The sequence below is a fragment of the Sphingobium sp. MK2 genome, from assembly GCF_040170545.1.
GTDB lineage: Bacteria > Pseudomonadota > Alphaproteobacteria > Sphingomonadales > Sphingomonadaceae > Sphingobium.
The window spans coordinates 161,670-184,574 of record NZ_JAZDXA010000007.1 but is presented as its reverse complement, the minus strand read 5'-3'; the positions used below and the strand labels follow the sequence as shown (position 1 = coordinate 184,574).

The following is a 22,905-nucleotide window of genomic DNA, read 5'->3' as shown; positions in this document are numbered from 1 at the left end:
GATGGATTGCTTCGCTGCGCTCGCAATGACGATTTACGAAGGAGTCCCCGCCCCTATCTGAGCTTAGCGATGTTCAGTCCGTCTTCCTTGGCACGGGCCTTGGTCGATTCCTCGGTGCGCGTCAGCGCCTTGGCGATGGCTTTGAGGCCCATCCCCTTCTTGGCCAGCGTGTGCAGCTTCTGAATTTCGTCCTGCGTCCAGGGCTGCCGGTGCCGTTCGAATTTCTCGCCCGCCATCGCCCTTAATCCGCGAAAGGATCGCGCACGAGGATGGTATCCTCGCGCTCAGGACTGGTGGAGACGAGCGTAACCGGGCAACCGATCAGCTCTTCGATGCGGCGGATATATTTGATCGCCTGCGCGGGCAATTCGGCCCAACTGCGCGCGCCCGCCGTGGTGTCGTGCCAGCCTTCGATGCTTTCGTAGATCGGCTCCGCCTTGGCCTGGTCCTGCGCATGGGCGGGCAGATAGTCGAACGTCTGCTCGCCAATCTTGTAGCCGACGCAGATTTGCAGCGTGTCGAACCCGTCCAGCACATCGAGCTTGGTCAGTGCGATGCCGGTGACACCCGAAACTGCGACCGACTGGCGCACCAGCACGGCGTCGAACCAGCCGCAGCGGCGCTTGCGTCCGGTGACGGTGCCAAATTCATGGCCGCGCTCACCCAGCCGCTGGCCGGTGGCATCGTCCAGTTCGGTCGGGAACGGGCCGGAACCGACGCGCGTGGTATAGGCCTTGACGATGCCCAGCACGAAGCCCGCCGCATTGGGACCAAGGCCCGTACCGCTCGCCGCCGTGCCCGCCACCGTGTTGGACGAGGTGACGAAGGGATAGGTGCCATGGTCGATGTCGAGCAACGTGCCCTGCGCCCCTTCGAACAGGATGCGCTTGCCCGCCGCCTTGGCGCGGTTGAGCGTCAGCCAGACGGGCTTGACGAAGGGCAGGATGAAGCCGGCAATTTCGGTCAGTTCCGCCATCAGTGCGGCGCGGTCGATCGGCGGTTCGCCAAAACCGGCGCGCAGCGCGTCATGATGGGCGGTCAGGCGATCAAGCTGCGGGCCAAGATCGTCGAGATGCGCGAGGTCGCATACACGGATGGCGCGGCGGCCGACCTTGTCTTCATAGGCAGGACCAATGCCGCGCCGGGTGGTGCCGATCTTGCCTGCACCGCTGGCATCTTCGCGCAGACCGTCGAGGTCGCGGTGGAAGGGCAGGATCAGCGGGCAGGTTTCGGCGATCTGAAGATTGTCGGGCATGATGGCCACGCCCTGCGCCGACAATTTCGCGACTTCATCGCGGAAATGCCAGGGGTCGAGTACCACGCCGTTACCGATGACGCTGAGCGTGCCGCGCACGATACCCGACGGCAGCAGCGAGAGTTTATAGACCTTTTCGCCGACGACGAGCGTGTGGCCCGCATTATGACCGCCCTGGAAGCGGGCGACAACATCGGCGCGCTCCGACAGCCAGTCGACGATCTTGCCCTTGCCCTCGTCACCCCATTGGGCGCCGATCACGGTTACATTTGCCATGGATACAGATCTCCGCCCGCCGCGCGGACCGGCCATGCCCTTCGACGGGACTCGGCATGCCGGTGGGATCGATTGGGCGCCCGACAGAATTATGGGCCACCCTATGCGGTCGCGGGTTAGCGGCGCGGGGCGGGCGCGTCAAGGCAACATAAAAAAGCTCAAAGTTCGCATGTTCAATTTATGTTCATTTAATGTTCTTTATTGACATCACGACGATATAATTGCAGCCGTGCGATTCGAATATGGAGGATACGATGGCTACAGCTAGCGACGTTGCGCGCTATATCTTAGATAGGCTGGCACCCGATCTTTCTGGCGATCATGTGACTGCGTGGAAGCTTCAAAAGCTCGTATACTACTCACAAGCTTGGTCCCTTGTTTGGGATGAAGCGCCCCTGTTCAATGACGAAATTCAAGCTTGGGCAAACGGGCCAGTTACGCCAGCATTGTACCAGCAGCATAAGGGTCGATTTAGACTTTGTGCTAAGGATATTGCCGGCAACCCACAAAATCTATCGCAAGAGCAGTGCGATACGATTGACAGTGTCCTGAGTTTTTACGGAAGCAAGACTTCACAATGGCTTAGCGACCTGACTCACACTGAAGCGCCATGGAAGGAAGCCAGGAGTGGTGTTCCTGAAGGCGCACGATCACAAAATATAATTACACACGAGGCAATGGCAGCATATTACGAAAGCCTCTGATCAGTGGCCAAGAAGGGTAATAAAACCCCCAAATCTGCCTATCTTCCTATTACTGGCAAGCAAGCGAGAGCAGGATCGGGCGCGGACCTTGTTCCGGCAATGTCCTTTCGTTGGTCACTTGATCGCTTTGATTGGCTAGGGCCATTTTCGTGCAAAGAAATGACTCCACAAGTATTTTCGTCAACTATTATTAGTCATCTACAAGCCTTCGACGCAATGACTTGGAACGAGATAGATGGCCCTACAGGCAGTCATTTTGTTTCGGTATCGGATTTGATAAAACCAGCCCGCAAACGATTAGTCGAAATTGGCATGGAGGACACTGACCAGCTCTTTTCTCTACGCTGCGGCGGTAAACCAAGAATCTGGGGCATAAGAGAAATAGCTGTTTTGCGGGTACTTTGGTGGGATCCAGAGCACGAAATATGTCCTTCGACCAAAAAACATACTTAACTCGATCGATAGCGCTTAGAAGGCGCGAAGCTCCGCGCCGTCGAGCCAGTGCGAACAGCGCAGCTTCGCACCATCCTCATCCCCGACCAGCGCCGCGACGGTGTGCCAGCCTTCGCCGCGCAGTTCGGCGGCGCGGGTCACGTCGGCACCCAGCGGCAGGAACAGGCGCTTGGGCGTTTCGCCGCCAAAGCCCGCGTCGATCAGCGGATCGGGATAGAGCGAGAAGCCCATGGCCGGTTCGTCCTGCCCGTTGGCGTGGCAGATCGCATAGCTGCCACCCCGGCCGATTTCGCCGATGAAACCTTCGGCGAAGATAGAAAAGCCGAACCAGTTCTGATATTCAAAGCCGTGGCGTTCGGTCGGGTCGAGCGTCAGCGTGATGTCCCAGCCGATCGGTTTCGCGATGGCGCGAAGGCCCGCGATGCGGCTGTCGATCGCGCCGCCCAGGCTGGCGTTGAAGGCTTCCAGGCGCTCCATCGCGGCGTGGAAGGGGCCGGTCGCTTCTATGAGGGGAAGATAGGCGGCGGCTTGTGGGCCGAGCGCGACCAGCGCGCCCGCATCCTTGGCGTCGAGTTCGGTACGCACCGCCTCCAGCTCGCCCGCCGCCAGCGGCAGCGGCCCGGCGGCCAGCATGTCGATGAGGTCCGGCAGGGTGAAGTCGATGGTGAGGCCGGTGACGCCCGCCGCCTGCAAGGCTTCGATCGCGACATTGACGATTTCGACCGCGGCGGCGACGCTGTCCGTGCCGATCAGTTCAGCGCCGACCTGCAATTTCTCGCGCTCCGGACGCAACTGGTTGGCCTTGAGGCGGATGACCGGCCCGGCATAGGAGAGGCGCAAGGGACGCGGCGCGGCGGCAAGGCGCGTGGCGGCGATGCGGCCGACCTGTGCTGTCATGTCCGGGCGGAGCGCCAGACTGCGCTGCGACACGGGATCGACGGCGCGGACCAGATCCTGCGCGCGCATGGATTTTAGACGCTGGGTGAGCGTATCTTCAAACTCTGCCAGCGGAGGCATGACCCGCTCATAGCCATGGGTCGCCACCGTATCGAGCACGCGCCGCGCGAGGCGGGCGGAAGCTTCGGCCTGGGGCGGCAGGCGGTCGGATAATCCTTCGGGAAGAAGGCCGGGCGGGATCATGGGGGACGTCATGGTCATGGCCTTTGCTCCCTCTCCCCTGGGGGAGAGGGTTGGGGAGAGGGGGACACGCGCAACGCCTGCGCAATCACGCTTAGAACACCCTCGATATTGTGCATGACATCGGGATTGGCAAAACGGATCACAGTATAGCCCAGCGATTCCAGAAACTCGGTTCGTCGGGCGTCATAGCGATCTTTGGCGGAATGTGTATCCCCATCCACTTCGATGATGAGGCGCGCGGCCTTTGAGGCGAAATCGACGATATAGGGGGCGATAATCGTCTGGCGCGTGAATTGCTGATTTTCGAAGCGGTTGGCACGCAGGGCGAGCCATAGCTTTTGTTCGGCGGGGGTGGGGTTGGCGCGCATATGTTTGGCGCGCTGCTTTAGTGTGGGATCTAGCCGCACCGTTGCTCCCCCTCTCCCAACCCTCTCCCCGGAGGGGAGAGGGCTTTAAGGCTTCACGCAAAGCGCAGCAGCTTGACCTGCTTCACGCCGGTCAGGTTGCAGATTTCCCAGCGCAGCGGTTCAGTGACGGTGCCGTCGACCGAGAGCAACAGCACAGCTTCACCACCCTGGTTGCGACGGCCAAGGTGGAAGGTGCCGACATTGACGTTGGCCTCGCCCAGCGTCGAACCCAGACGGCCGATGAAGCCGGGCGCGTCCTGGTTGACGATGTAGAGCATGGTGCCGTCGAGATCGGCTTCCACCTTGATGCCGAACAGTTCGACAAGCCGGGGCGAGGCGTGGCCGAACAGCGTGCCTGCAACCGAGCGCTCGCCATTTTCGGTGGTAACGGTGACGCGCACCAGCGTTTGATAATCGCCTTCGCGGTCATGGCGCACTTCGCGCACGTCGAGGCCGCGTTCCTTGGCGAGGAAGGGCGCGTTGACCATGTTCACCGTGTCCGAATAGACGCGCATCAGGCCCGCTAGAACCGCCGCGGTGATCGGCTTTTGGTTGAGTTCGGCGGCATGGCCTTCGACCTCTACGGCAACGCCGGTGATCTGGTCGCCTTCAAGCTGGCCGACCAGGCTGCCCAGCTTTTCCGCGATCGCCATATAGGGTTTGAGCTTGGGGGCTTCTTCGGCCGACAGCGACGGCACGTTCAGCGCATTGGTGATGCCGCCGTCGAGCAGATAGTCGCTCAACTGGTCGGCGACTTGCAGCGCGACATTGACCTGCGCTTCGTCGGTCGATGCGCCCAGATGCGGGGTGCAGATGAAGTTCGGCGTGCCGAACAAAGGCGAATCCTTGGCCGGTTCGGTTTGGAACACGTCGAGCGCGGCGCCTGCGACCTGGCCCGAATCAAGCGCATCCTTGAGCGCGGCTTCGTCGATCAGGCCGCCGCGCGCGCAGTTGATGATGCGCACGCCCTTCTTGGTCTTGGCGAGATTTTCGCGGCTCAGGATATTGCGGGTCTGGTCGGTCAGCGGCGTGTGCAGCGTGATGAAGTCCGCCTTGGCGAGCAGCGTGTCGAGATCGGCCTTTTCCACGCCCATTTCGATGGCGCGTTCGGGCGTCAGGAAGGGATCGAAGGCGACGACCTTCATCTTGAGGCCGAGCGCGCGGCTGGCGACGATCGAGCCGATATTGCCCGCGCCGATCAGGCCCAGCGTCTTGCCGGTGACTTCCACGCCCATGAAGCCGTTTTTGGGCCACAGGCCTTGCTGGGTCTGGGCATTGGCTTCGGGCAATTGGCGGGCGAGTGCGAACATCAGCGCAATGGCATGTTCGGCGGTGGTGATCGAATTGCCGAACGGCGTGTTCATGACGATCACGCCCTTGGCGCTGGCATAGGGGATGTCGACATTATCGACGCCGATGCCGGCGCGGCCGATGACCTTGAGGTTGGTGGCGGCGTCGAGGATCGCCTTGGTCACCTTGGTCGAGCTGCGGATGGCGAGGCCGTCATAGTCGCCGATGATCGCGATCAGTTCTTCGGGCGTCTTGCCGGTGATTTCATCGACTTCCACGCCACGTTCGCGGAAAATCGCGGCGGCGCGGGGGTCCATCTTGTCGGAGATTAGGACTTTGGGCATGGATATGATCCTTAATATTACACCGTTCGGGCTGAGCCTGTCGAAGCCCTGCCCTTCTTGAAACGGTCGAAAGAAGTGCGGCCCTTCGACAAGCTCAGGGCGAACGGATGTTGGGAGTTCAGGCAGCCTTCACGGTCGCGTAGGCCCAGTCGAGCCACGGACCCAGCGCTTCGATATCCGCCGTTTCCACGGTCGCACCACACCAGATGCGCAGGCCTGCCGGGGCATCGCGATAGCCTGCAATGTCATAGGCTGCGCCTTCCTTTTCGAGGAGGGCGGCGAAGGCCTTGATGAAGGCCTCGTCGGCACCTGCGACGGTCAGGCAGACGCTGGTCTTCGAGCGCGTCGCTTCATCAAGCGCGAGATGGCCGAGCCAGTCGCGTTCGGCGACGATCTTGCCCAGCGCCGCGGCATTGGCGTCGGACCGTGCAAGCAGACCTTCCAGGCCGCCCAACGACTTGCCCCATTCCAGCGCGAAGATCGCGTCTTCGACCGCCAGCATGGAGGGGGTGTTGATCGTCTCGCCCTTGAAAATGCCCTCAGCCAGCTTGCCCTTGGCCATCAGGCGGAAGACTTTGGGCAGGGGCCAGGCAGGCGTGTGGGTTTCGAGCCGTTCGACCGCGCGAGGGCCGAGGATCAGCACGCCATGGCCGCCCTCGCCGCCCAGCACCTTCTGCCAGGAGAAGGTGGCGACGTCGATCTTGGCCCAGTCGATGTCATAGGCGAACACGGCGCTGGTCGCGTCGGCGAAGGTCAGCCCTTCGCGGTCAGCGGGAATCCAGTCGGCATTGGGCACGCGCACGCCAGATGTGGTGCCGTTCCAGGTGAACAGCACGTCATGGGCGAAGTTCACACCGTTCAGATCGGGCAACTGGCCATAGTCGGCGCGGATGATGGTGGGGTCGAGCTTCAACTGCTTGGCGGCATCGGTCACCCAGCCTTCGCCGAAGCTTTCCCAGGCAAGCGTGGTGACGGGGCGCGCGCCCAGCATCGTCCACATGGCCATTTCAAAAGCGCCCGTGTCGGAACCGGGCACGATGCCGATGCGGTAGGTGTCGGGCAGGCCGAGCAATTCGCGCATCAGGTCGATGCAATAAGCAAGGCGGGTCTTGCCGATCTTGGCGCGGTGCGAGCGACCGAGCGACTCGGTTGCCAGTTTGTCCGCGCTCCAGCCGGGTGGCTTGGCGCAGGGACCGGAAGAGAAGAAGGGGCGGGCCGGACGGGTGGCGGGCTTTTGCGCACGCGCAATGGTGGCGTCAACGGCAGTCAAATCAGTCATGTAGCGTCTCCTTACAGAGAGCAGCGCGGCGTTGGGACCGCGTGGCCCGTCGATCGCCCTAGAGATTTCGGCAGGCCTGTCAAGGATGTTGCGAAAACGGGACGAGCTGATCGCGGCGTTAACTATCGTAAAGATTCGGGCTGCTACAGTGGCGACTCATGACAGAGCGGGCGACATATATGACCCTATTGCGCAACATGGTCCTGGCCATGTTCATGGCAACGATGCTGAGCGCGTGCGGTGGCAATCTGGTCCCACGCGGCCGGGTAGCCAGCGTGTCCAAACCCGTGCGCCCGGCCCCCGTGCCAACGATGGAAACGCGCCAATGTTTTGCAAAACTCCAATCGCAGGATGTGGCTTTCACGCCCCTGCCCGACCGCACCTTTGGCGGCGGATGCAGCGCGCTGAACAGCGTCAAGCTGCTCGACATCGGTGTGCCTGCCACCAATTTGGGGGCGATGACCTGCCCCTTGGCGGCCAATTTCGCCGCCTGGGCGCGCTATGGCGTGCAACCGGCCGCGCGCAGCATATTGGGGGCGGAAATCGTGCGGATCGAAACCTTTGGCACCTATAATTGCCGCCCCATTGCGGGCAGCGGCAAATTGTCCGAACATGCGCATAGCAATGCGATCGACATCGCCGCCTTCGTGCTGGCCGATGGCCGCAAGATTTCGGTGCAGCAGGGCTGGCAGGGCGACCGGGATACGCGGCAATTCCTCAAAACCGTGCATGCCAGCGCGTGCAAGCGGTTCAATACGGTGCTCAGCCCCGATTATAATGCGGCGCATCACGACCATTTTCATTTCGACATGGGTGGACGCGGCGGCTTTTGCCGCTGAGCGTAAAAAGGACATGCGGCGGCTTTTGCCGGTAATCCGTCTTGGCAATGTCATCTCCACTCCTTAAGTCGTGGGGATGACTAAGAAAGAGATTGAAGAACGTAAATTTCGTCCGGCCCGTGAAGAGGCCGACGATGCCGCCAAGCAGGCCGGCACCCCGCAAACCCAAAGCGCCGCCTATCGCCTCGCCTTTCAGGATACCGAATTCCTGTTGCGCGAAGATTTGCGCCCGGTGCGGTTCCAGTTGGAATTGTTGAAGCCCCAACTGCTGATGGACGAAGCGCGGATCGAATCGACCTTCGTCTTCTACGGTTCGGCGCGGATTCCCGAACCCGAACAGGCGCAGGCGCGGATCGGCGCGGCGACCACGCCGCAGCAGAGGAAGATCGCGGAAAATCTGGCAGCCAAGGCGCGCTATTATGAAGAAGCCCGCGCTTTGGCGCGAATCGCGGCGCAATATCCGGTGAATGAAGCGGGCTGTCGCCATTTCGTGGTCTGTTCGGGTGGTGGCCCCTCGATCATGGAGGCCGCCAATCGCGGTGCGACCGATGTTGGCCAGACGACGATCGGCATGAATATCGTCCTGCCACATGAACAGGCACCCAATCGGTTCGTCACCCCGGAACTCAGCTTCCAGTTCCATTATTTCGCCCTGCGCAAGATGCATTTCCTGCTGCGGGCGCGCGCGCTTGCCGTCTTCCCCGGCGGGTTTGGCACGTTCGACGAGATGTTCGAGCTGCTCACGCTGATCCAGACCGGCAAGATGAAGCCCATTCCCATCCTGCTGTTCGGGAAGGATTTCTGGAACCGGGTCGTGGATTTCGAGGCGCTGGCCGATGAAGGCGTGATCTCCCATGCCGACCTCGACCTGCTGACCTGGGTCGAGACGGCGGAGGATGCGTGGCAGGCCGTGCAGGCCTTTTACGAGGATAGCGAACCGCCGGCTTGTTGATCGTCCAGCCCCTTGCCCTCTTTCCCGCACCGGATTAGGGCGCGGCCATGATTGGCGCGCTGGATCATGTCGACACTTGGATCTTCGATCTGGACAATACGCTTTATCCGGCGAAGGCGGACCTGTTCGCGCTGATCGACGTGAAGATGGGCGAGTTCATCCAGGGCTTGCTGGGATGCGACCAGCATGTCGCCCGCGAAACGCAGAAGCGCTATTTCATGGAGCATGGCACGACGCTGTCGGGGCTGATGCATCATCACGGCATCGAACCGCATGATTTCCTCGACTATGTGCATGATATTTCGATGGACCGGCTGGAGGTCGATGCCGATCTCAACGCGCATATCGCCGCATTGCCGGGCCGTCGGCTGATCTTCACCAATGGTGACGCAACCTATGCGGGGCGGGTGCTGGACAAGCTCGGCCTGGGCGACACCTTCGAGCTGATCCACGACATTCACGCCTGCCAATATATCCCCAAGCCCGATCCGTCGGGCTATGCCGAACTGTGCCGGGTCCATGCCATCGACCCGACCCGCGCCGCCTTTTTCGAGGATATGGCGCGCAATCTGGCGCCCGCCAAGGCGATCGGCATGGCGACCATCTGGGTCAATAACGGGTCCGAAGCGGGCAATCACGATCATCATCCCGATTTCATCGATTTCGAAACCGACCATCTGAGGCCGTTTCTGGCCAGCATCCTTGGGGAAACCGCATGACCGACCTTATCGCCACGATCGACGCCGCCTGGGACGACCGGGCCAATGTCAGCCTTTCGACGCAGGGCGCGATCCGCAATGCCGTCAATGAAGCACTGGCCCTGCTCGACAGTGGCAAGGGCCGAGTCGCCGAACCGACGGCGGACGGCTGGCAGGTCAATCAGTGGCTCAAGAAGGCCGTGCTGCTGTCGTTTCGTCTGAACGACAATGTACTGATCGAAAATGGTCCGGGCGGCGGTTTCTGGTGGGACAAGGTGCCGAGCAAATTTGCTGGTTGGGGCGAGGCGGAGTTCCGCGCCGCCGGTTTCCGCGCGGTGCCGGGTGCCTTCGCGCGGGCGGGCGCGCATATCGCCAAGAATGCGATCCTGATGCCCAGCTTCGTCAATATCGGCGCATTCGTCGATGAAGGCACGATGGTCGACGCCTGGGTGACGGTGGGCAGTTGCGCGCAGATCGGCAAAAATGTCCATCTGTCGGGCGGCGTGGGCATTGGTGGCGTGCTGGAGCCGTTGCAGGCCGATCCCGTCATCATCGAAGACGACTGCTTCATCGGCGCGCGGTCCGAAGTGGTCGAAGGCGTCCGCATCGGCAAGGGATCGGTGCTGTCGATGGGCGTATTCATCGGCCAGTCGACCAAGATCATCGACCGCACCACTGGCGAAATCTTCATGGGGCAAGTACCGCCCTATTCGGTGATCGTCCCCGGCAGCCTGCCCGGCAAGCCCCTGCCCGACGGCACGCCTGGCCCCAGCCTCTATTGCGCGGTGATCGTCAAGCGGGTGGACGCGCAGACCCGGTCCAAGACGGGCATCAACGACCTGCTGCGCGACTGATTCTGACGGGTCGGCGTTCGTTACCGGGGTGCCGACCCGCCCGCCGCCGCTCAGTAACCAGCCTCGATCGCCAGCCGGATCGCTTCCGCCCCGGTGCGCACGCCCAGCGCCTTGAGCATGGCGGCGCGGTGCATCTTCACCGTGCGCTCCGTCAGGCCCATGTCCCAGGCAATCTGCTTGTTAAGCTTGCCCGCCGTCATCGCCACCAGCACGTCCCGCTGGCGCGCGGTCAGTGCGTCGATCCGCAGCCGCGCTTCTGCGGATCGCTTCGCCGCCTGCCCATCCGGTTCGCCCACCGCCATCTGCGATCCGAGAAAATATTCGACCTCGCCATCGTCGCCAAAGATCGGCGCGACCATCACCGCGTTGCGGAACGGCGTGCCGTCCTTGCGATAATTCCACAATTCCACGATTGCCGGACGTTTCTCGCGAACGGCCTGGCGCAATTCGTCGGTTCGTTCCGCTTCGGTCGCCGGCCCTTTGAGGAAGCGACAATTATGCCCGATAATCTCGTCGCGACTATAGCCGGTCAGCGTCATGAAGGCTGCATTGCAATCGATGATCGGATTGTCGGGCAGGCGCGGATCGCTGATCACGGCGGGGATCGCACTGCTGGCAATCATTTCGGAAAGAGGCATGGACAAACGCACTCGCATCGAGGGGAGCGGGCTACAGAGAATGAACCGCACCCTTTGGTGCATATTGCCCCATATGGAATGGTTTCTGCAAGGGCGGGGCGAGAGGGATGACGGAATTTCCCAGTCCTGTTAGGGGATTCCGCCACGATCCACGCTCTTGCGCGCGACGGCAACGCCATCCCTATGGTGCCGCCCGCATTTTTCCGCTGTCCTACATATAACCATATGGGATAAATGATTCGCCTCTTACCATGAGGAGGCGGATATGGACGTTGCGGACCTGATCGACGAAGTCATTGCGCGCGAGGGTGGCTATAGCAACCATCCGGCCGATCGCGGTGGGCCGACCCATTGGGGCATTAGCCAAGCCGTAGCGCGGGCCAATGGTTATGCCGGGCCAATGCAAGCGCTTCCCCGCGCGCAGGCGGTGGCGATCTATCGACGGCTGTATTGGGACCAGCCTGGCTATGGCTTTGTCGCCGAACTGGCGCCCGCCATCGCCGCCGAACTGTTTGATACGGCGGTTAATATGGGCGTTTCGACAGCCACCGGCTTTTTGCAACGCGCGCTCAACGCGCTCAATCGCAACCAGCAGGATTATCCCGACCTCAAGCTTGACCGGGTGATTGGCGCGCGCACCCTTGGTGCCTTGCGCGCCTTCCGCGCTCTGCGTGGGGCAGCGGGAGAGCGCGTCTTGTTCAAGGCGATCGACGCGATGCAGGGCGAACGCTATATCGCGCTCGCCGAAAGCCGCCCCGCCAATGAAGCTTTTCTCTATGGCTGGCTCGCCAACCGTATCGGTTAAGGAGGGGCGTATGACGCAAACAAGCGAGGCGGCCGACGCGGCTGATCCCTGGACGCGGCGGGCGCGGCCGACCTTCCTCTATGTCATCTACGCGCTGCTACTTTGGTCGGTGCCGATGGGACTGGTGGCAGGCTGGCGACCAGCAGTAGCCAGCGCGATCATCAACGGGATGCGCGCCTATTTCAACGCCCTGCCCGAACCGCTTTATGCGCTCTTTGGCACGGGCTATCTCGGCTACACCGCCGCGCGCGCCTGGGGGAAAGCGAAGGGCGTTGAGCGATAGACATGAGAGGGGCCGCCGAACGCAAGGTTCGACGGCCCATCATTGACATGGTCAGCGGCCGAAAGTGCCGCCCAGGGGAAATGTTTGTCGCGCTATCCTGCCTGTATGGGGATGGCCTGCCTGTTGGCGCTTAAAATCCCGTTGCAGGGAGGATCGACGGCACGGCGTCGCTCAGCGGCGCATTTCCCGAATGGACTTGACCGACCCCATTGCTGAACCATGAGACATCGGATCACCTCCTTTCGCTATGTTGAAGCCCGCGTGGCCTGCTTCAGGCATCTGCCCTTGGCCCGTCCACAAGGCGAATGTGAATCAGGTGGGGAGGATGATCAAGGCTTGAAAAATTTTATTTTCGAATCATACTTCTTCGTCCGCGCTTTTGGCGAGTGCGTCGAAATCCCCTAGCCCCGGCAATCCTCGATCACCCGCGCGACTTCCGCCCAGGCAGGCAGGATCAGCGGGGCGAGCCCTTGCACCTCCACTGCGAACTTGCCCCGGCTATAGGCGATCTGGTCCAGCGTGACGTCCGACGCGGCGCGGATGGCCTGGACCTGCGGTTGCGGCGCGGCAATGCTGGTGGTCGGCCACAGGACAGCGCCATAGCTCGTGCGCAGCGTCATTGCTCCCTGCCCGGTTCCCATGCGCATTATGACGATCCGGCTCGTCGCCCGGTCGCAGCGGAAGGCGAGCTGCGGAGTGGTCGCAGCGGGGCCGAATGACGCGACCGATCCGGTCGGTTCTGTCCGGTAGGTCCAGTTGCCGGGTGTCGTCGGGCGATTATGCCATTCGGTGGTCACGGGCGCGGGGCTGGCGGGCGCGATCGGCGGCGCAGACGGAGCCGGTCGTGGCGCTGGCGTTGGCGCTGGAGCGGGTGCGCGCTGCGCGGGGCCGACACAGGAGCCGAGCAGGATCAGCAGGGGCGAGAGGGCGGCAAAGGAAGGAATGAAGCGCATCACCAACCCATGCCGGAGCCGGGCGGGCGGCTCAAGGCGAAAAGGTCCAAGTGACGCTTAGCGCCGCCAGCGCGCCCAGATGGCGGTAGGCAACAGCAGTCCGCGTGCTTCCTCGCGCACCGTCAGTTCCCCGACCTCGACCGTGCCGGGCAGGTCGGCGAACGCCTGCCGCAGCAATTCGCCGATCGCCAGCGCCGACATGCGGACGGCATAGACGGTCAGGAACAGGAAGCGGCTGTCCGCATCAAGCAACTGGCGGCAATTGGCGATGAGGGCGGGCAAATCCTCCTCCAGTCGCCAGACTTCGCCATCGGGGCCGCGCCCATATTTGGGCGGGTCGAGCAAGATGCCGTCATAGCGGCGACCGCGTCGGACTTCGCGGGCGACGAATTTGGCCGCATCCTCGACGATCCAGCGGATCGGCTTGTCCGCCATGCCGGACAGATCGGCATTGGCGCGGGCCTGCGCCACCGACTTCTTGGAGGCATCGACATGGACCATGCGCGCGCCGCTGGCTGACATGGCGAGCGTGCCGACGCCGGTATAGCCGAACAGGTTCATGACTTCGGCCTCCGCCTTGTCGGCGGTGCGTTCCCGCATCCAGTCCCACACGGGGGCCATGTCCGGGAAGAAGCCGAGATGGCGGAAGGGGGTGCAACTTGACTGGAAGGTCACGTCCTGCCAGCGCAGTGGCCAGCCATCGGCCGGGACCGGCTGGTCATAATACCAGCGACCGCCGCCATCCTCGTCCGATCCAGGGACGAATTCGGCGTCGGCCTTCCAGTCGTCGGTTGCGGGTGCCCACATGGCCTGTGGTTCGGGGCGGATGAAACGGTAGCGGCCATAGCGCTCCAGCTTCCGGCCGTTGCCCGAATCGATCAGGCCATAATCGGCCCAGGGTTCGCCGATGAGGGTTTTGAGTTCCATAGCAGTTTCCCGTTCGGTTCGAGCCTGTCGAGAACCCTCGCGCATCCGGTTCTCGACAAGCTGGAACCGAACGGAGTTGGTTATGCCCTGGGCGTCGCGCGCTCGGCGACATAGGCGGTTACCGCTTCGAACGTGCCGGGCAGCTTCACATAGCTTTCCTCGCGCGCAAACAGGTCGCCTACGCGCGCGGGGAGCGGTGGACGGGTGCCGGTGGCGCGCTCGACTGCATCGCGGAACTTGGCCGGGTGCGCGGTTGCCAGCGTGACGACCGGGATCGACGCATCGACGCCAGCCTCGCGCGCGGCGGCAAGGCCGATGGCGCTGTGCGGGTCGATGATCTGCCCCGATCCGTCATAGGCCCAGCGCATCGCCATGGTCATGCTGTCGGCATCAATGCGTGCCGAAGAGAAGAGCGCTGCCGCGCCGTCGCGCTGGGCGTTGGTCAGGCGCATCGCCTTGCTGGCTTCGAACCCGCGCATCTGGTCGGCCAGCGCCTGGCCATTGCGCCCGCCCGCGTCGAACAGCAGACGCTCGAAATTGGAGCTGACCTGGATGTCCATGCTGGGCGTCGCGGTCGGCACGACCTGACCCTGGCTGTAATCGCCGTCGGACAAGGCGCGATGCAAGATGTCGTTGACGTTGGTGGCAACGATGAGCTTGGCGACGGGCAGCCCCATCTTCGCCGCGACATAGCCCGCAAACACATCGCCGAAATTGCCGGTGGGGACCGAGAAGGCGACCGGCCGTTCCGGGGCGCCCAAGCGGACGGCGGCGTAGAAATAATAGACGACCTGCGCCATCAACCGCGCCCAGTTGATCGAGTTGACGGCTGACAGGTTGAACCGGCGCGAGAAATCCGCGTCGTTGAACATCCGCTTCACCAGCGCCTGCGCATCGTCGAAGCTGCCGTCGATCGCGATATTATAGACGTTGGGCGCGCGCACCGTGGTCATCTGCCGCCGCTGGACATCGGACACGCGGCCATCGGGATGGAGCATGAAGATGTCGATCTTCTCGCGACCCGCCACCGCGTCGATCGCCGCCGATCCGGTATCGCCCGACGTCGCGGCGACGATGGTCAGATGATCATCGCGGCGCGACAGGAAGCGTTCGAACAATTGCCCCAGCAATTGCAGCGCGACATCCTTGAATGCCAGCGTCGGGCCGTGGAACAGTTCAAGCAGCCAATGCTGATGATCGAGCTGCACCAGCGGCACGACCGCCTGATGGCTGAACCGGCCATAAGCGGTGGTGCATAGTTCGCGCAGTTCTTCTTCGGTCAGCGAACCGGCGACGAAGGGGGTCATGACCCGCACCGCGGTTTCGACATAGGACAGACCGCCAAGGGCGCGAATATCGTCCGCCGAGAAACTTGGCCAACTTGTCGGCAGATACAGCCCGCCATCGGACGCCAGCCCCGCCAGCGTCACATCCTCGAAACCGAGCGACGGCGCGCTCCCCCTGGTGCTTTGATATTGCATGATGGGAAAGCGCGGTAGCGACCCCTGCGCCGCTGGGCAAGTATTTACGGGGCTTTGGGCGCGTTCCGGCGACGCAGCGCGAGAATATAGATGACGATGGCAATGGCCGCGAAGAAGAACCACTGCACCGCATAGGCGAGATGATTGTTGGGAACATCGGCTGCGCTGGGCGGCGCGCTCGCCTTCATGCCCGCTGGCGCGGTGCGCGCGATGAGCATGGGCCGCAGCGGCGTCGCCTTGCCGCCTATGCGCGAAATGAGTGCGCGATGGTCCGGCTCTTCGCTGATCCATCCCGCGATCTGTCCGCCGGTCCAATCGGGCTTGGCATCGGGCCGCTGCGTCACGCCGACCGCGACGAGCGCGCCCGGTCCTTCCGCGCCAGTCGCGCATTGGGCGATATGGCGATAGCCGGTGCTGCCATCGGCGGCACGACCGGCCTCCACCTGCCAGCCAATGACGCGCAGACAATGGAGCGATGAAGGGCGAAAAAGCAGGTCGGGTCCGACCGGGGGCATCGCCGGAAAAGCGACGGGCGGCTTGCCGGGATTGCTGGCCGCCAGATTCAGCGCCGCTTCCTTTTCCCCGCGACGGTCAATCTGCCAGATGCCCAGGCCAATCATCACCAACACCGCCAGCGCGACGATGATCGTGGGAATCAAGGGAATGCGCGTCCGAGTCATGCGTCGGGGCCTTTTGGTGCCACACGCCCTTCGCGAGCACGATTGCGATATTCAAGGGTCAGCAGCAACCCCTTTGCGAGACGGAGACAGGCGATGACGGCCAATGTGGTCAGCGGCGTCCATAGCAGCACATGAACCCACAGCGGCGGATGCAGGTTCAACTCGAATGTCAGCGCCAGAATGACCATCAGCGTACCGACGATCAACGTCAGGAACGCCGCCGGGCCATCCCCCACGTTGAACTGGTCATAGTCGAGGCCGCACCCCTCGCACATCGGCGCGAATCGTACTGGACCCTCGAACATCCCGGTCGCGCCACATTGCGGACAGGCACCGCGCGCCGCATCGATCAGCAGCGGCGTGGTGGGTCGAGCGGGTTCGGTGGGCGTGATCATCGCTCCACGGCATAGCGACCGAGCGCATAAAAGAAAATGGCCGGGGAGCGCATCCCCGGCCGATAGTTGTTTTACGCTATGACGCCGATCAGCCGTGAACCGGCGCGCCCCAGCCACCCCAGACATAGATGGCGACGAAGAGGAACAGCCACACCACGTCGACGAAGTGCCAGTACCAGGCGGCCGCTTCGAAGCCGAAATGCTGGCGTGGGGTGAAGTGGCCCTTATAGGCGCGCGCCAGGTTGACGATCAGGAAGATCGTGCCGACCAGAACGTGGAAGCCATGGAAGCCGGTCGCCATGTAGAAGGCCGAGCTATAGGGGTTGCCGCCGAAGTCGAACGGGGCGTGGGCATATTCATAGGCCTGCACGCAGGAGAAGACCGCGCCCAGGATGATGGTGCACCACAGACCCTTGATCATGCCATCGCGATCGCCGTGGATCAGCGCATGGTGCGACCAGGTGATGGTCGTGCCCGAACAGAGCAGGATCAGCGTGTTGAGCAGAGGCAGTTCGAACGCATTCATCACTTCCACGCCCTTGGACGGGAACAGGCCGTCGATCGGGGGAAGTTCGCTGGGGAACAGGGCGAAATCGAAAAACGCCCAGAACCAGCCGACGAAGAACATCACTTCTGACGCGATGAACAGGATCATGCCGTAGCGCAGATGGAGTTGCACGACCGGGGTATGGTCGCCCGCATGGGCTTCGGCGACGACATGCGCCCACCAGCTATAGAAGGTGAAGAGGACGCCGGCCAGGCCAAGCATGAACACCCAGCCGCCGCCAGCGGGCAGCGCATCGGGATGCATCCACATGATCGCGCCGAACGCCATGATCAGCACCGACATCGAACCGAACAACGGCCAGATGCTGGGCGGGAGAATATGATAATCGTGATTCTTGGCGCCTGCCATGACGTGCTCTTCCCTGTTCGCGTTATCGTTGCTTGCCTTAGCTTGCCTTCTTGCCCGGCTCAACCGGGTAGAATGTGTAGCTCAGCGTAATCTGTTGCGTGTCCTTGTTGTCGGGATCGTCGAGGATCTTGGGATCGACGAAATAGAGGACGGGCATCCGCACCTCCTGCCCCGGCTGCAAGGTCTGCTCGGTGAAGCAGAAACACTGGATCTTGGTGAAATAGGCGCCCGCCTGGGTCGGCGTGACGTTGAAGCTAGCCGTGCCGGTCACCGGCTTGTCGGACATGTTCTTCGCGATGAAGATCGCCATATCCTTGCGTCCGACGGTGACGGTATCGGTCCGATGTTCGGGGTAGAATTGCCAGGGCATGCCCGGCTGGACGTTCGAATCGAAGCGGATCGACATGGTATGACCGACCGCCTCCTGCACCGTCACATTAGCATCGGCGCGCTTGGTGGTGCCGCCGAAGCCCGTCTGCTCGCAAAAGATGCGATAGAGCGGGACCGACGCGAAACCGAGCGCCAGCATCGACAGGCCGACGCCCGCCATGGTGAGCATCGTCCGGCGGTTGCGCCGGTCGCGATCGAAGGGGGACGGCGGTAGTGTGGCCATCATAGCGTATCGCTCGTGCCGATCTTCGCCAGGGTGATGGCAAAGAAGAGGATGACGAAAAAGCCGAGTAGCAGGCCCGTGACGAGCGAGCGGGACTTCTGCCGGGCGCGGATGATGTCTTCTTCTTCGGGGGTCATGCCATTACCCAGCGGTCGACGACCACTGCTCCAAAGAGAAGGAAAAGATAGAGGATAGAATATTTGAACAAGCGCCGCTCCGGTTGCATCCGCGTCTGATCGCTTTCGCGGCGGCGATAGACCTGGAAGGCAAAGACGGCGAACAATGCTGTGCCGAGCAGCGCAACGGTGCCGTAGATCGGCCCGGTCAGGCGCAGCAGCACCGGGGCCATGGCCGCAACCGCCATGATCGCAGTGTAGAACCAGATCTGGCGGCGGGTGACGACTTCGCCCGACACCACGGGCAGCATCGGAATGCCAGCGGCCGCATAATCGGTCTTCACGAACAGCGCCAGCGCCCAGAAATGGGGCGGCGTCCAGAAGAAGATCAGCATGAACAGCGCGACCGGCAGCGCGGTGATATCGCCAGTAACAGCCGCCCAGCCGATGACCGGCGGAAATGCGCCTGCCGCGCCGCCGATGACGATATTCTGCGCCGTACGGGGCTTGAGCCAGATGGTGTAGACGAAGACGTAGAAAAGGATCGAGACGGCCAGCACCGTGGCGGCGAGCCAGTTGGTCGCCATGCCCATCAGGATGACCGAGAAGAAGGACAGGCCAACGCCGAAATGGAGTGCCGACTGGCGATCCATCCGCCCGGCGGGCAGCGGCCGATTGGCGGTGCGCTTCATCTTCGCGTCGATATCCGCCTCATACCATTGGTTGAGGCTGGCGGCCGCCCCTGCGCCAAGCGCGATGCAGAGGATGGCCGTAAAGGCGAGGACCGGATGGATGGAACCAGGCGCGGCGAGAAGCCCGCACAGACCCGTGAACACCACCAGCGTCATGACGCGCGGCTTGGTCAGCGCGAGGAAGTCGCGCCAATGGGCCGTAATCGGGGTCGATGTCATCGTCGCGGTCGTCATATCGGTTCCGGCCCCACCATTTGGGGGCATATAGCATAAGGGGGGCGGGCGACCATCACCCGCCCCCGATCATGTCAGTCCGTGCTGCGATCAGTGATGCGCGGCATCGTCGATCACGGGCAGGGTTTCGAACTGGTGGAAGGGCGGCGGGCTGGACAAGGTCCATTCCAGCGTCGTTGCGCCCTCACCCCAGGGATTGCCTGCGGCCTTCTTACCGGCCGCCAGCGACCAGAAGATGTTGATGAAGAAGATCAGGATGCCGACGGCCATGATTTCATAACCATGGCTGGCGATCTTGTTCCAATAGGCGAAGGCTTCCGGATAATCGGGATAGCGACGCGGCATGCCCGACAGGCCCAAGAAGTGCATCGGGAAAAACAGCAGGTTCACGCCCACGAAGAACACCCAGAAATGCAGGTGGCCGAGGAACTCATTATACATGCGGCCCGACATTTTCGGGAACCAGTAGTAGAAGCCTGCGAACAGGCCGAACACGGCACCCAGCGAAAGGACGTAGTGGAAGTGCGCCACAACATAATAGGTGTCGTGCAGCACGTCGTCCACGCCGCCATTGGCCAGCACAACGCCGGTCACGCCGCCCACGGTGAAGAGGAAGATGAAGCCCAGCGCCCAGACCATGGGGGTCTTGAAGCTGATAGACCCACCCCAGATCGTGGCGATCCACGAGAAGATCTTGATGCCCGTAGGCACCGCGATGACCATGGTGGCGGCGGTGAAATACATCTTCACATTCACCGACATGCCGGTGGTGAACATGTGGTGCGCCCACACGACGAAGCCGACGACGCCGATCGCGACCATGGCATAGGCCATGCCGAGATAGCCGAACACCGGCTTGCGGCTGAAGGTCGAGATGATCTGGCTGACGATGCCGAAACCGGGCAGGATCATGATGTAGACTTCGGGGTGACCGAAGAACCAGAAGAGATGCTGGTAGAGTTCAGGATCGCCGCCACCGGCTGCATCATAGAAGGTGGTGCCGAAGTTGCGGTCAGTCAGCAGCATGGTGATCGCGGCAGCGAGGACCGGCAGCGCGAGCAGCAGCAGGAAGGCGGTGACCAGCACCGACCACACGAACAGCGGCATTTTGTGCAGGGTCATGCCTGGCGCGCGCATGTTGAGGATGGTCGTGATGAAGTTGACGGCACCCAGGATCGAGCCAGCGCCCGCGATGTGCAACGACAGGATCGCCATGTCGACGGCCGGGCCAGCCGAACCGCTGGTCGACAGCGGGGCATAGACCGTCCAGCCAGTGCCCGCGCCATAGCCGGTGCCACCGGGCACGAAGGCCGAGCCGAGCAGCAGCGCAAAGGCAGGGATGAGCAGCCAGAAGCTGATATTGTTCATCCGCGGGAAGGCCATGTCCGGCGCGCCGATCATGATCGGCACGAACCAGTTGCCAAAGCCGCCGATTATCGCGGGCATCACCATGAAGAAGACCATGATGAGGCCGTGCGCCGTGATCAGCGCGTTCCACAGATGATAGGCCTGATCGAGCGAGGCAGGCTCCGCGCCCAGCATGGCGTGCTGGATGTTGGCCCAGCCCTGCAGATACTGGATGCCCGGCTCTGCCAGTTCGATACGCATCAGGCCCGAAATCGCGCCACCGACGACGCCGGCGAAGATCGCGAAGATCAGATAGAGGGTGCCGATGTCCTTGTGGTTCGTGGACATGAACCAGCGCTGGAAGAAGGCCGGCTTGTGATCGGCGTCATGATGATCATGAGCATGATCGCCGTGATGATCTGCGGTGATAGTGGTCATGGCGTATCTGCCCTCTTAAAGCGCGTTGTTGCCGATGTCGCCGGACGGCGGTGCGGGCAGCGAGCTACCCTGCTGCGGGCCCATCGGCCCATCGGGCGCAGCCGTGCCATTCTGCAGCTTGCCACCTTGCGACAGCACCCACTGGTCAAATTGTTCGGGCGGCAAGGCTTCTATCGCGATTGGCATGAAGCCATGGCGCGCGCCGCACAGTTCCGAACATTGGCCATAATAGACGCCAGGCTCTTCGATGGTGAAGCTCTTTTCGTTCAGGCGGCCGGGAACGGCATCCATCTTCACCCAGAGCGACGGCACCGCAAAGCTGTGAATCACATCAGCGGCAGTGATGATCAGCTTGACCGGACGACCGGCGGGCAGCACCAGGCGATTGTCGACGGCCAGTTGAAACGGTTCGCCACCGGCCTTCGCCTGCTCCTTGGTCAGCATGTTCGATACAAATTCGGGGATGCCGGCATCAGGATATTCATAGCCCCAATACCATTGATAGCCCGTAACCTTGACGGTCAGCGCATCCTTGGGCGCAGGCTTATACTGGTCGGCGAGCAAACCGATCGAGGGCACCGCAATCACCAGCAGGATGATGACCGGGACGACCGTCCAGATCACTTCGATGAAGGTGTTGTGCGACGTTTTGGATGGCACGGGGTTGGCGCTGCGGCGATAGCGCACCATCACATAAAGCATCAGCACCAGCACGAGGATGGAGATCAGCGTGATCAGCGGCAGCAGCATAACGTCATGCAGCCAGCGCGCGCTCTTGCCTGTCGAGGTAAATTGTTCCTGCAGGGTGATCTCGCCCGGCTTGGGCATGCCGATGCCTTCGGTCGGCTTCATGCGCGGCGGCGCGGCGACCGTCGCTGCGGGCGCAGCCGAATCAGCAGGCGCGGCGACAGTCTCCGCCGCCGGTGCGGCGACGGCGGCATTGTCCTGCGCGAACGCCGGACCGTTCATCGCCATTGTCGGCGCGAAAGCCAACAATCCTGCGAGAACGAGCGATTTGACCTGTTTCATAGCGTCTTCTTACCCCGTAACCCCTTGGCGCCGCTGCAACGAAGACGCGCGAATGCGCATCGTCCCCGCCCGGTCGGTTCTGCCGCGGCTTATAGGCATGGTTTTTTGATGCCTCAAGCTAGCAGGAGCAGATTTTCTTCGCTGTTGCAACGTTCCCTTCCGGCCCCTATTTCGCTGCTGCGCGCACAGGGGCGCGATCATGGCGCGCCTGTGCGCGCCATGCCGACAGGGAAGCGGGCCGCGTCAAACAGGGGCCGGACCGCGCGACAGGATAGATAAACGGCATGACGGACGAAGAAGTTTTGGCGGAATTCCGGGCGGCGGGGGCGTTGCTCGAAGGACATTTCATCCTGTCTTCGGGCCGCCGCAGCGCCAATTACCTGCAATGCGCCCGCGTGCTGATGAGCGCCGAGCGGGCGGGCAGGCTGGCGTTGGCCGTGGTGCAGAAGCTGCCACGCGAATTGCGACAGGAGATCGACCTGGTGGTTTCGCCAGCCATGGGCGGCCTCATCATCGGTCATGAAGTCGGCCGCGCACTGGGCAAGGACGCGGTATTTCTCGAACGGCCCGAAGGGACGTTCGAACTGCGCCGGGGCTTTGCCATATCGCCGGGACAGAAAATATTGATGGTGGAGGATGTCGTCACCACCGGCCTGTCTTCGCGCCAGGCGATTGAAGCGGTCGCGGCCGAAGGCGGCGTCGTCATCGCCGAAGCCGCGCTGGTCGACCGCTCGGCGGGTGAGGTGGATCTCGGTGTGCCCTTCTATCCACTCGTGTCGATCAATTTCCCGGTCTATGACGCCGATGCCCTGCCGCCCGAACTGGCGGCGATCCCGGCAATCAAGCCGGGCAGCCGGAAGGTCTAGC

Annotated in this window: 27 protein-coding genes; 9 read left to right on the top strand and 18 right to left on the bottom strand. The window is 62.4% G+C overall.

The features are described 5' to 3' along the window. Positions 1-53: 53 nt before the first annotated feature. Positions 54-236 carry a hypothetical protein gene (locus V2I08_RS05160; RefSeq protein ID WP_310226926.1) on the bottom strand — a complete coding sequence of 61 codons (183 nt, stop codon included), beginning with the start codon at positions 234-236 and terminating at the stop codon, positions 54-56. Between the two features lie 5 nt (positions 237-241). Beyond that, positions 242-1,531, bottom strand: coding sequence for an adenylosuccinate synthase (locus tag V2I08_RS05155; RefSeq protein WP_349634120.1), 1,290 nt, complete (start codon positions 1,529-1,531; stop codon positions 242-244). Between the two features lie 242 nt (positions 1,532-1,773). Here V2I08_RS05155 and V2I08_RS05150 point away from each other — a divergent pair, with 242 nt between their 5' ends. Beyond that, complete coding sequence (locus V2I08_RS05150) at positions 1,774-2,235, top strand: type II toxin-antitoxin system antitoxin SocA domain-containing protein (RefSeq protein WP_349634119.1); 462 nt, start codon at positions 1,774-1,776, stop codon at positions 2,233-2,235. 3 nt (positions 2,236-2,238) lie between these two features. Beyond that, on the top strand, positions 2,239-2,688 hold the full coding sequence (locus V2I08_RS05145) for a hypothetical protein (RefSeq protein ID WP_349634118.1): 450 nt from the start codon (positions 2,239-2,241) through the stop codon (positions 2,686-2,688). A gap of 15 nt (positions 2,689-2,703) precedes the next feature. Here V2I08_RS05145 and V2I08_RS05140 read toward each other — a convergent pair whose 3' ends face one another. From V2I08_RS05140 to V2I08_RS05125, 4 genes are all read right to left on the bottom strand, one after another. After that, on the bottom strand, positions 2,704-3,840 hold the full coding sequence (locus V2I08_RS05140) for an ATP phosphoribosyltransferase regulatory subunit (RefSeq protein WP_349634131.1): 1,137 nt from the start codon (positions 3,838-3,840) through the stop codon (positions 2,704-2,706). A 2-nt stretch (positions 3,841-3,842) separates the two neighbouring features. After that, entirely contained in the window at positions 3,843-4,235 is a 393-nt protein-coding gene (locus V2I08_RS05135) for an endonuclease domain-containing protein (RefSeq protein ID WP_349634117.1), read from the bottom strand. Between the two features lie 53 nt (positions 4,236-4,288). Beyond that, positions 4,289-5,869, bottom strand: a complete 1,581-nt coding sequence (serA, locus tag V2I08_RS05130; RefSeq protein WP_349634116.1) for a phosphoglycerate dehydrogenase — start codon at positions 5,867-5,869, stop codon at positions 4,289-4,291. Between the two features lie 118 nt (positions 5,870-5,987). Then, the gene (locus tag V2I08_RS05125; RefSeq protein ID WP_349634115.1) at positions 5,988-7,148 is read right to left on the bottom strand and encodes a phosphoserine transaminase; all 1,161 of its coding nucleotides are present in this window, start codon (positions 7,146-7,148) and stop codon (positions 5,988-5,990) included. 158 nt (positions 7,149-7,306) lie between these two features. Here V2I08_RS05125 and V2I08_RS05120 point away from each other — a divergent pair, with 158 nt between their 5' ends. The 4 genes from V2I08_RS05120 (at position 7,307) to dapD (ending at position 10,491) form a co-directional block, all read left to right on the top strand. Continuing rightward, positions 7,307-7,987, top strand: a complete 681-nt coding sequence (locus tag V2I08_RS05120) for an extensin family protein (RefSeq protein ID WP_405053622.1) — start codon at positions 7,307-7,309, stop codon at positions 7,985-7,987. Positions 7,988-8,063: 76 nt separating this feature from the next. After that, positions 8,064-8,939, top strand: a complete 876-nt coding sequence (locus V2I08_RS05115) for a TIGR00730 family Rossman fold protein (protein WP_349634113.1) — start codon at positions 8,064-8,066, stop codon at positions 8,937-8,939. A gap of 47 nt (positions 8,940-8,986) precedes the next feature. Beyond that, the gene (locus V2I08_RS05110) at positions 8,987-9,658 is read left to right on the top strand and encodes a pyrimidine 5'-nucleotidase (RefSeq protein ID WP_349634112.1); all 672 of its coding nucleotides are present in this window, start codon (positions 8,987-8,989) and stop codon (positions 9,656-9,658) included. Next, a complete protein-coding gene (gene dapD / locus V2I08_RS05105) occupies positions 9,655-10,491 on the top strand; it encodes a 2,3,4,5-tetrahydropyridine-2,6-dicarboxylate N-succinyltransferase (protein ID WP_349634111.1) in 837 nt (278 codons plus the stop codon). The genes V2I08_RS05110 and dapD overlap by 4 nt, the downstream gene beginning before the upstream one ends. Before the next feature lie 50 nt (positions 10,492-10,541). Here the strand turns inward: dapD and V2I08_RS05100 are convergent, their stop codons facing one another. Beyond that, positions 10,542-11,129, bottom strand: a complete 588-nt coding sequence (locus tag V2I08_RS05100; protein ID WP_349634110.1) for a PAS domain-containing protein — start codon at positions 11,127-11,129, stop codon at positions 10,542-10,544. A 265-nt stretch (positions 11,130-11,394) separates the two neighbouring features. On the opposite strand from V2I08_RS05100, the gene V2I08_RS05095 reads away from it, so the two are divergent. Both V2I08_RS05095 and V2I08_RS05090 read left to right on the top strand, forming a co-directional pair. Next, positions 11,395-11,934 (top strand): glycosyl hydrolase 108 family protein, encoded by a 540-nt coding sequence (locus V2I08_RS05095; RefSeq protein WP_349634109.1) that lies wholly within the window; start codon positions 11,395-11,397, stop codon positions 11,932-11,934. Positions 11,935-11,944: 10 nt separating this feature from the next. Beyond that, complete coding sequence (locus V2I08_RS05090; RefSeq protein WP_349634108.1) at positions 11,945-12,217, top strand: 3TM-type holin; 273 nt, start codon at positions 11,945-11,947, stop codon at positions 12,215-12,217. A gap of 401 nt (positions 12,218-12,618) precedes the next feature. Here the strand turns inward: V2I08_RS05090 and V2I08_RS05085 are convergent, their stop codons facing one another. The 11 genes from V2I08_RS05085 to coxB all read right to left on the bottom strand — a co-directional run bounded on the left by V2I08_RS05085 (position 12,619) and on the right by coxB (position 22,038). Continuing rightward, positions 12,619-13,170 (bottom strand): hypothetical protein, encoded by a 552-nt coding sequence (locus V2I08_RS05085; protein WP_349634107.1) that lies wholly within the window; start codon positions 13,168-13,170, stop codon positions 12,619-12,621. Between the two features lie 57 nt (positions 13,171-13,227). Continuing rightward, on the bottom strand, positions 13,228-14,097 hold the full coding sequence (locus tag V2I08_RS05080; protein ID WP_349634106.1) for a class I SAM-dependent methyltransferase: 870 nt from the start codon (positions 14,095-14,097) through the stop codon (positions 13,228-13,230). Positions 14,098-14,177: 80 nt separating this feature from the next. Beyond that, the gene (thrC, locus tag V2I08_RS05075; RefSeq protein ID WP_349634105.1) at positions 14,178-15,578 is read right to left on the bottom strand and encodes a threonine synthase; all 1,401 of its coding nucleotides are present in this window, start codon (positions 15,576-15,578) and stop codon (positions 14,178-14,180) included. 44 nt (positions 15,579-15,622) lie between these two features. After that, on the bottom strand, positions 15,623-16,258 hold the full coding sequence (locus tag V2I08_RS05070; RefSeq protein WP_349634104.1) for an SURF1 family protein: 636 nt from the start codon (positions 16,256-16,258) through the stop codon (positions 15,623-15,625). Then, on the bottom strand, positions 16,255-16,653 hold the full coding sequence (locus V2I08_RS05065) for a DUF983 domain-containing protein (RefSeq protein ID WP_349634103.1): 399 nt from the start codon (positions 16,651-16,653) through the stop codon (positions 16,255-16,257). Before V2I08_RS05065 ends, V2I08_RS05070 begins: the two co-directional genes overlap by 4 nt. A gap of 88 nt (positions 16,654-16,741) precedes the next feature. Beyond that, a complete protein-coding gene (locus V2I08_RS05060) occupies positions 16,742-17,569 on the bottom strand; it encodes a cytochrome c oxidase subunit 3 (protein ID WP_349634102.1) in 828 nt (275 codons plus the stop codon). Positions 17,570-17,606: 37 nt separating this feature from the next. Further along, a complete protein-coding gene (locus V2I08_RS05055; RefSeq protein ID WP_349634130.1) occupies positions 17,607-18,182 on the bottom strand; it encodes a cytochrome c oxidase assembly protein in 576 nt (191 codons plus the stop codon). Then, positions 18,182-18,319 (bottom strand): hypothetical protein, encoded by a 138-nt coding sequence (locus tag V2I08_RS05050; RefSeq protein WP_171899237.1) that lies wholly within the window; start codon positions 18,317-18,319, stop codon positions 18,182-18,184. Before V2I08_RS05050 ends, V2I08_RS05055 begins: the two co-directional genes overlap by 1 nt. After that, positions 18,316-19,224: a heme o synthase gene (locus tag V2I08_RS05045; RefSeq protein WP_349634101.1), complete on the bottom strand. Its 909-nt coding sequence runs from the start codon at positions 19,222-19,224 to the stop codon at positions 18,316-18,318. Before V2I08_RS05045 ends, V2I08_RS05050 begins: the two co-directional genes overlap by 4 nt. 90 nt (positions 19,225-19,314) lie before the next feature. Next, positions 19,315-21,009, bottom strand: a complete 1,695-nt coding sequence (gene ctaD, locus V2I08_RS05040; RefSeq protein ID WP_349634100.1) for a cytochrome c oxidase subunit I — start codon at positions 21,007-21,009, stop codon at positions 19,315-19,317. Positions 21,010-21,024: 15 nt separating this feature from the next. Continuing rightward, positions 21,025-22,038, bottom strand: a complete 1,014-nt coding sequence (coxB, locus tag V2I08_RS05035) for a cytochrome c oxidase subunit II (protein WP_349634099.1) — start codon at positions 22,036-22,038, stop codon at positions 21,025-21,027. Between the two features lie 284 nt (positions 22,039-22,322). Between coxB and pyrE the strand changes: the two genes are divergently transcribed. Next, a complete protein-coding gene (gene pyrE, locus V2I08_RS05030; protein ID WP_310226968.1) occupies positions 22,323-22,904 on the top strand; it encodes an orotate phosphoribosyltransferase in 582 nt (193 codons plus the stop codon). Position 22,905: the final 1 nt, after the last annotated feature.

Excerpts from the sequence above, each read along its gene's own strand:
- V2I08_RS05160 (WP_310226926.1), bottom strand. The coding sequence starts at position 236 with ATGGCGGGCGAGAAATTCGAACGGCACCGGCAGCCCTGGACGCAGGAC.
- V2I08_RS05155 (WP_349634120.1), bottom strand. The coding sequence starts at position 1,531 with ATGGCAAATGTAACCGTGATCGGCGCCCAATGGGGTGACGAGGGCAAG.
- V2I08_RS05150 (WP_349634119.1), top strand. The coding sequence starts at position 1,774 with ATGGAGGATACGATGGCTACAGCTAGCGACGTTGCGCGCTATATCTTA.
- V2I08_RS05140 (WP_349634131.1), bottom strand. The coding sequence starts at position 3,840 with ATGACGTCCCCCATGATCCCGCCCGGCCTTCTTCCCGAAGGATTATCC.
- serA (WP_349634116.1), bottom strand. The coding sequence starts at position 5,869 with ATGCCCAAAGTCCTAATCTCCGACAAGATGGACCCCCGCGCCGCCGCG.
- V2I08_RS05125 (WP_349634115.1), bottom strand. The coding sequence starts at position 7,148 with ATGACTGATTTGACTGCCGTTGACGCCACCATTGCGCGTGCGCAAAAG.
- V2I08_RS05120 (WP_405053622.1), top strand. The coding sequence starts at position 7,307 with ATGACAGAGCGGGCGACATATATGACCCTATTGCGCAACATGGTCCTG.
- V2I08_RS05115 (WP_349634113.1), top strand. The coding sequence starts at position 8,064 with ATGACTAAGAAAGAGATTGAAGAACGTAAATTTCGTCCGGCCCGTGAA.
- V2I08_RS05110 (WP_349634112.1), top strand. The coding sequence starts at position 8,987 with ATGATTGGCGCGCTGGATCATGTCGACACTTGGATCTTCGATCTGGAC.
- dapD (WP_349634111.1), top strand. The coding sequence starts at position 9,655 with ATGACCGACCTTATCGCCACGATCGACGCCGCCTGGGACGACCGGGCC.
- V2I08_RS05100 (WP_349634110.1), bottom strand. The coding sequence starts at position 11,129 with ATGCCTCTTTCCGAAATGATTGCCAGCAGTGCGATCCCCGCCGTGATC.
- V2I08_RS05095 (WP_349634109.1), top strand. The coding sequence starts at position 11,395 with ATGGACGTTGCGGACCTGATCGACGAAGTCATTGCGCGCGAGGGTGGC.
- V2I08_RS05090 (WP_349634108.1), top strand. The coding sequence starts at position 11,945 with ATGACGCAAACAAGCGAGGCGGCCGACGCGGCTGATCCCTGGACGCGG.
- V2I08_RS05085 (WP_349634107.1), bottom strand. The coding sequence starts at position 13,170 with ATGCGCTTCATTCCTTCCTTTGCCGCCCTCTCGCCCCTGCTGATCCTG.
- V2I08_RS05080 (WP_349634106.1), bottom strand. The coding sequence starts at position 14,097 with ATGGAACTCAAAACCCTCATCGGCGAACCCTGGGCCGATTATGGCCTG.
- thrC (WP_349634105.1), bottom strand. The coding sequence starts at position 15,578 with ATGCAATATCAAAGCACCAGGGGGAGCGCGCCGTCGCTCGGTTTCGAG.
- V2I08_RS05070 (WP_349634104.1), bottom strand. The coding sequence starts at position 16,258 with ATGACTCGGACGCGCATTCCCTTGATTCCCACGATCATCGTCGCGCTG.
- V2I08_RS05065 (WP_349634103.1), bottom strand. The coding sequence starts at position 16,653 with ATGATCACGCCCACCGAACCCGCTCGACCCACCACGCCGCTGCTGATC.
- V2I08_RS05060 (WP_349634102.1), bottom strand. The coding sequence starts at position 17,569 with ATGGCAGGCGCCAAGAATCACGATTATCATATTCTCCCGCCCAGCATC.
- V2I08_RS05055 (WP_349634130.1), bottom strand. The coding sequence starts at position 18,182 with ATGGCCACACTACCGCCGTCCCCCTTCGATCGCGACCGGCGCAACCGC.
- V2I08_RS05050 (WP_171899237.1), bottom strand. The coding sequence starts at position 18,319 with ATGACCCCCGAAGAAGAAGACATCATCCGCGCCCGGCAGAAGTCCCGC.
- V2I08_RS05045 (WP_349634101.1), bottom strand. The coding sequence starts at position 19,224 with ATGACGACCGCGACGATGACATCGACCCCGATTACGGCCCATTGGCGC.
- ctaD (WP_349634100.1), bottom strand. The coding sequence starts at position 21,009 with ATGACCACTATCACCGCAGATCATCACGGCGATCATGCTCATGATCAT.
- coxB (WP_349634099.1), bottom strand. The coding sequence starts at position 22,038 with ATGAAACAGGTCAAATCGCTCGTTCTCGCAGGATTGTTGGCTTTCGCG.
- pyrE (WP_310226968.1), top strand. The coding sequence starts at position 22,323 with ATGACGGACGAAGAAGTTTTGGCGGAATTCCGGGCGGCGGGGGCGTTG.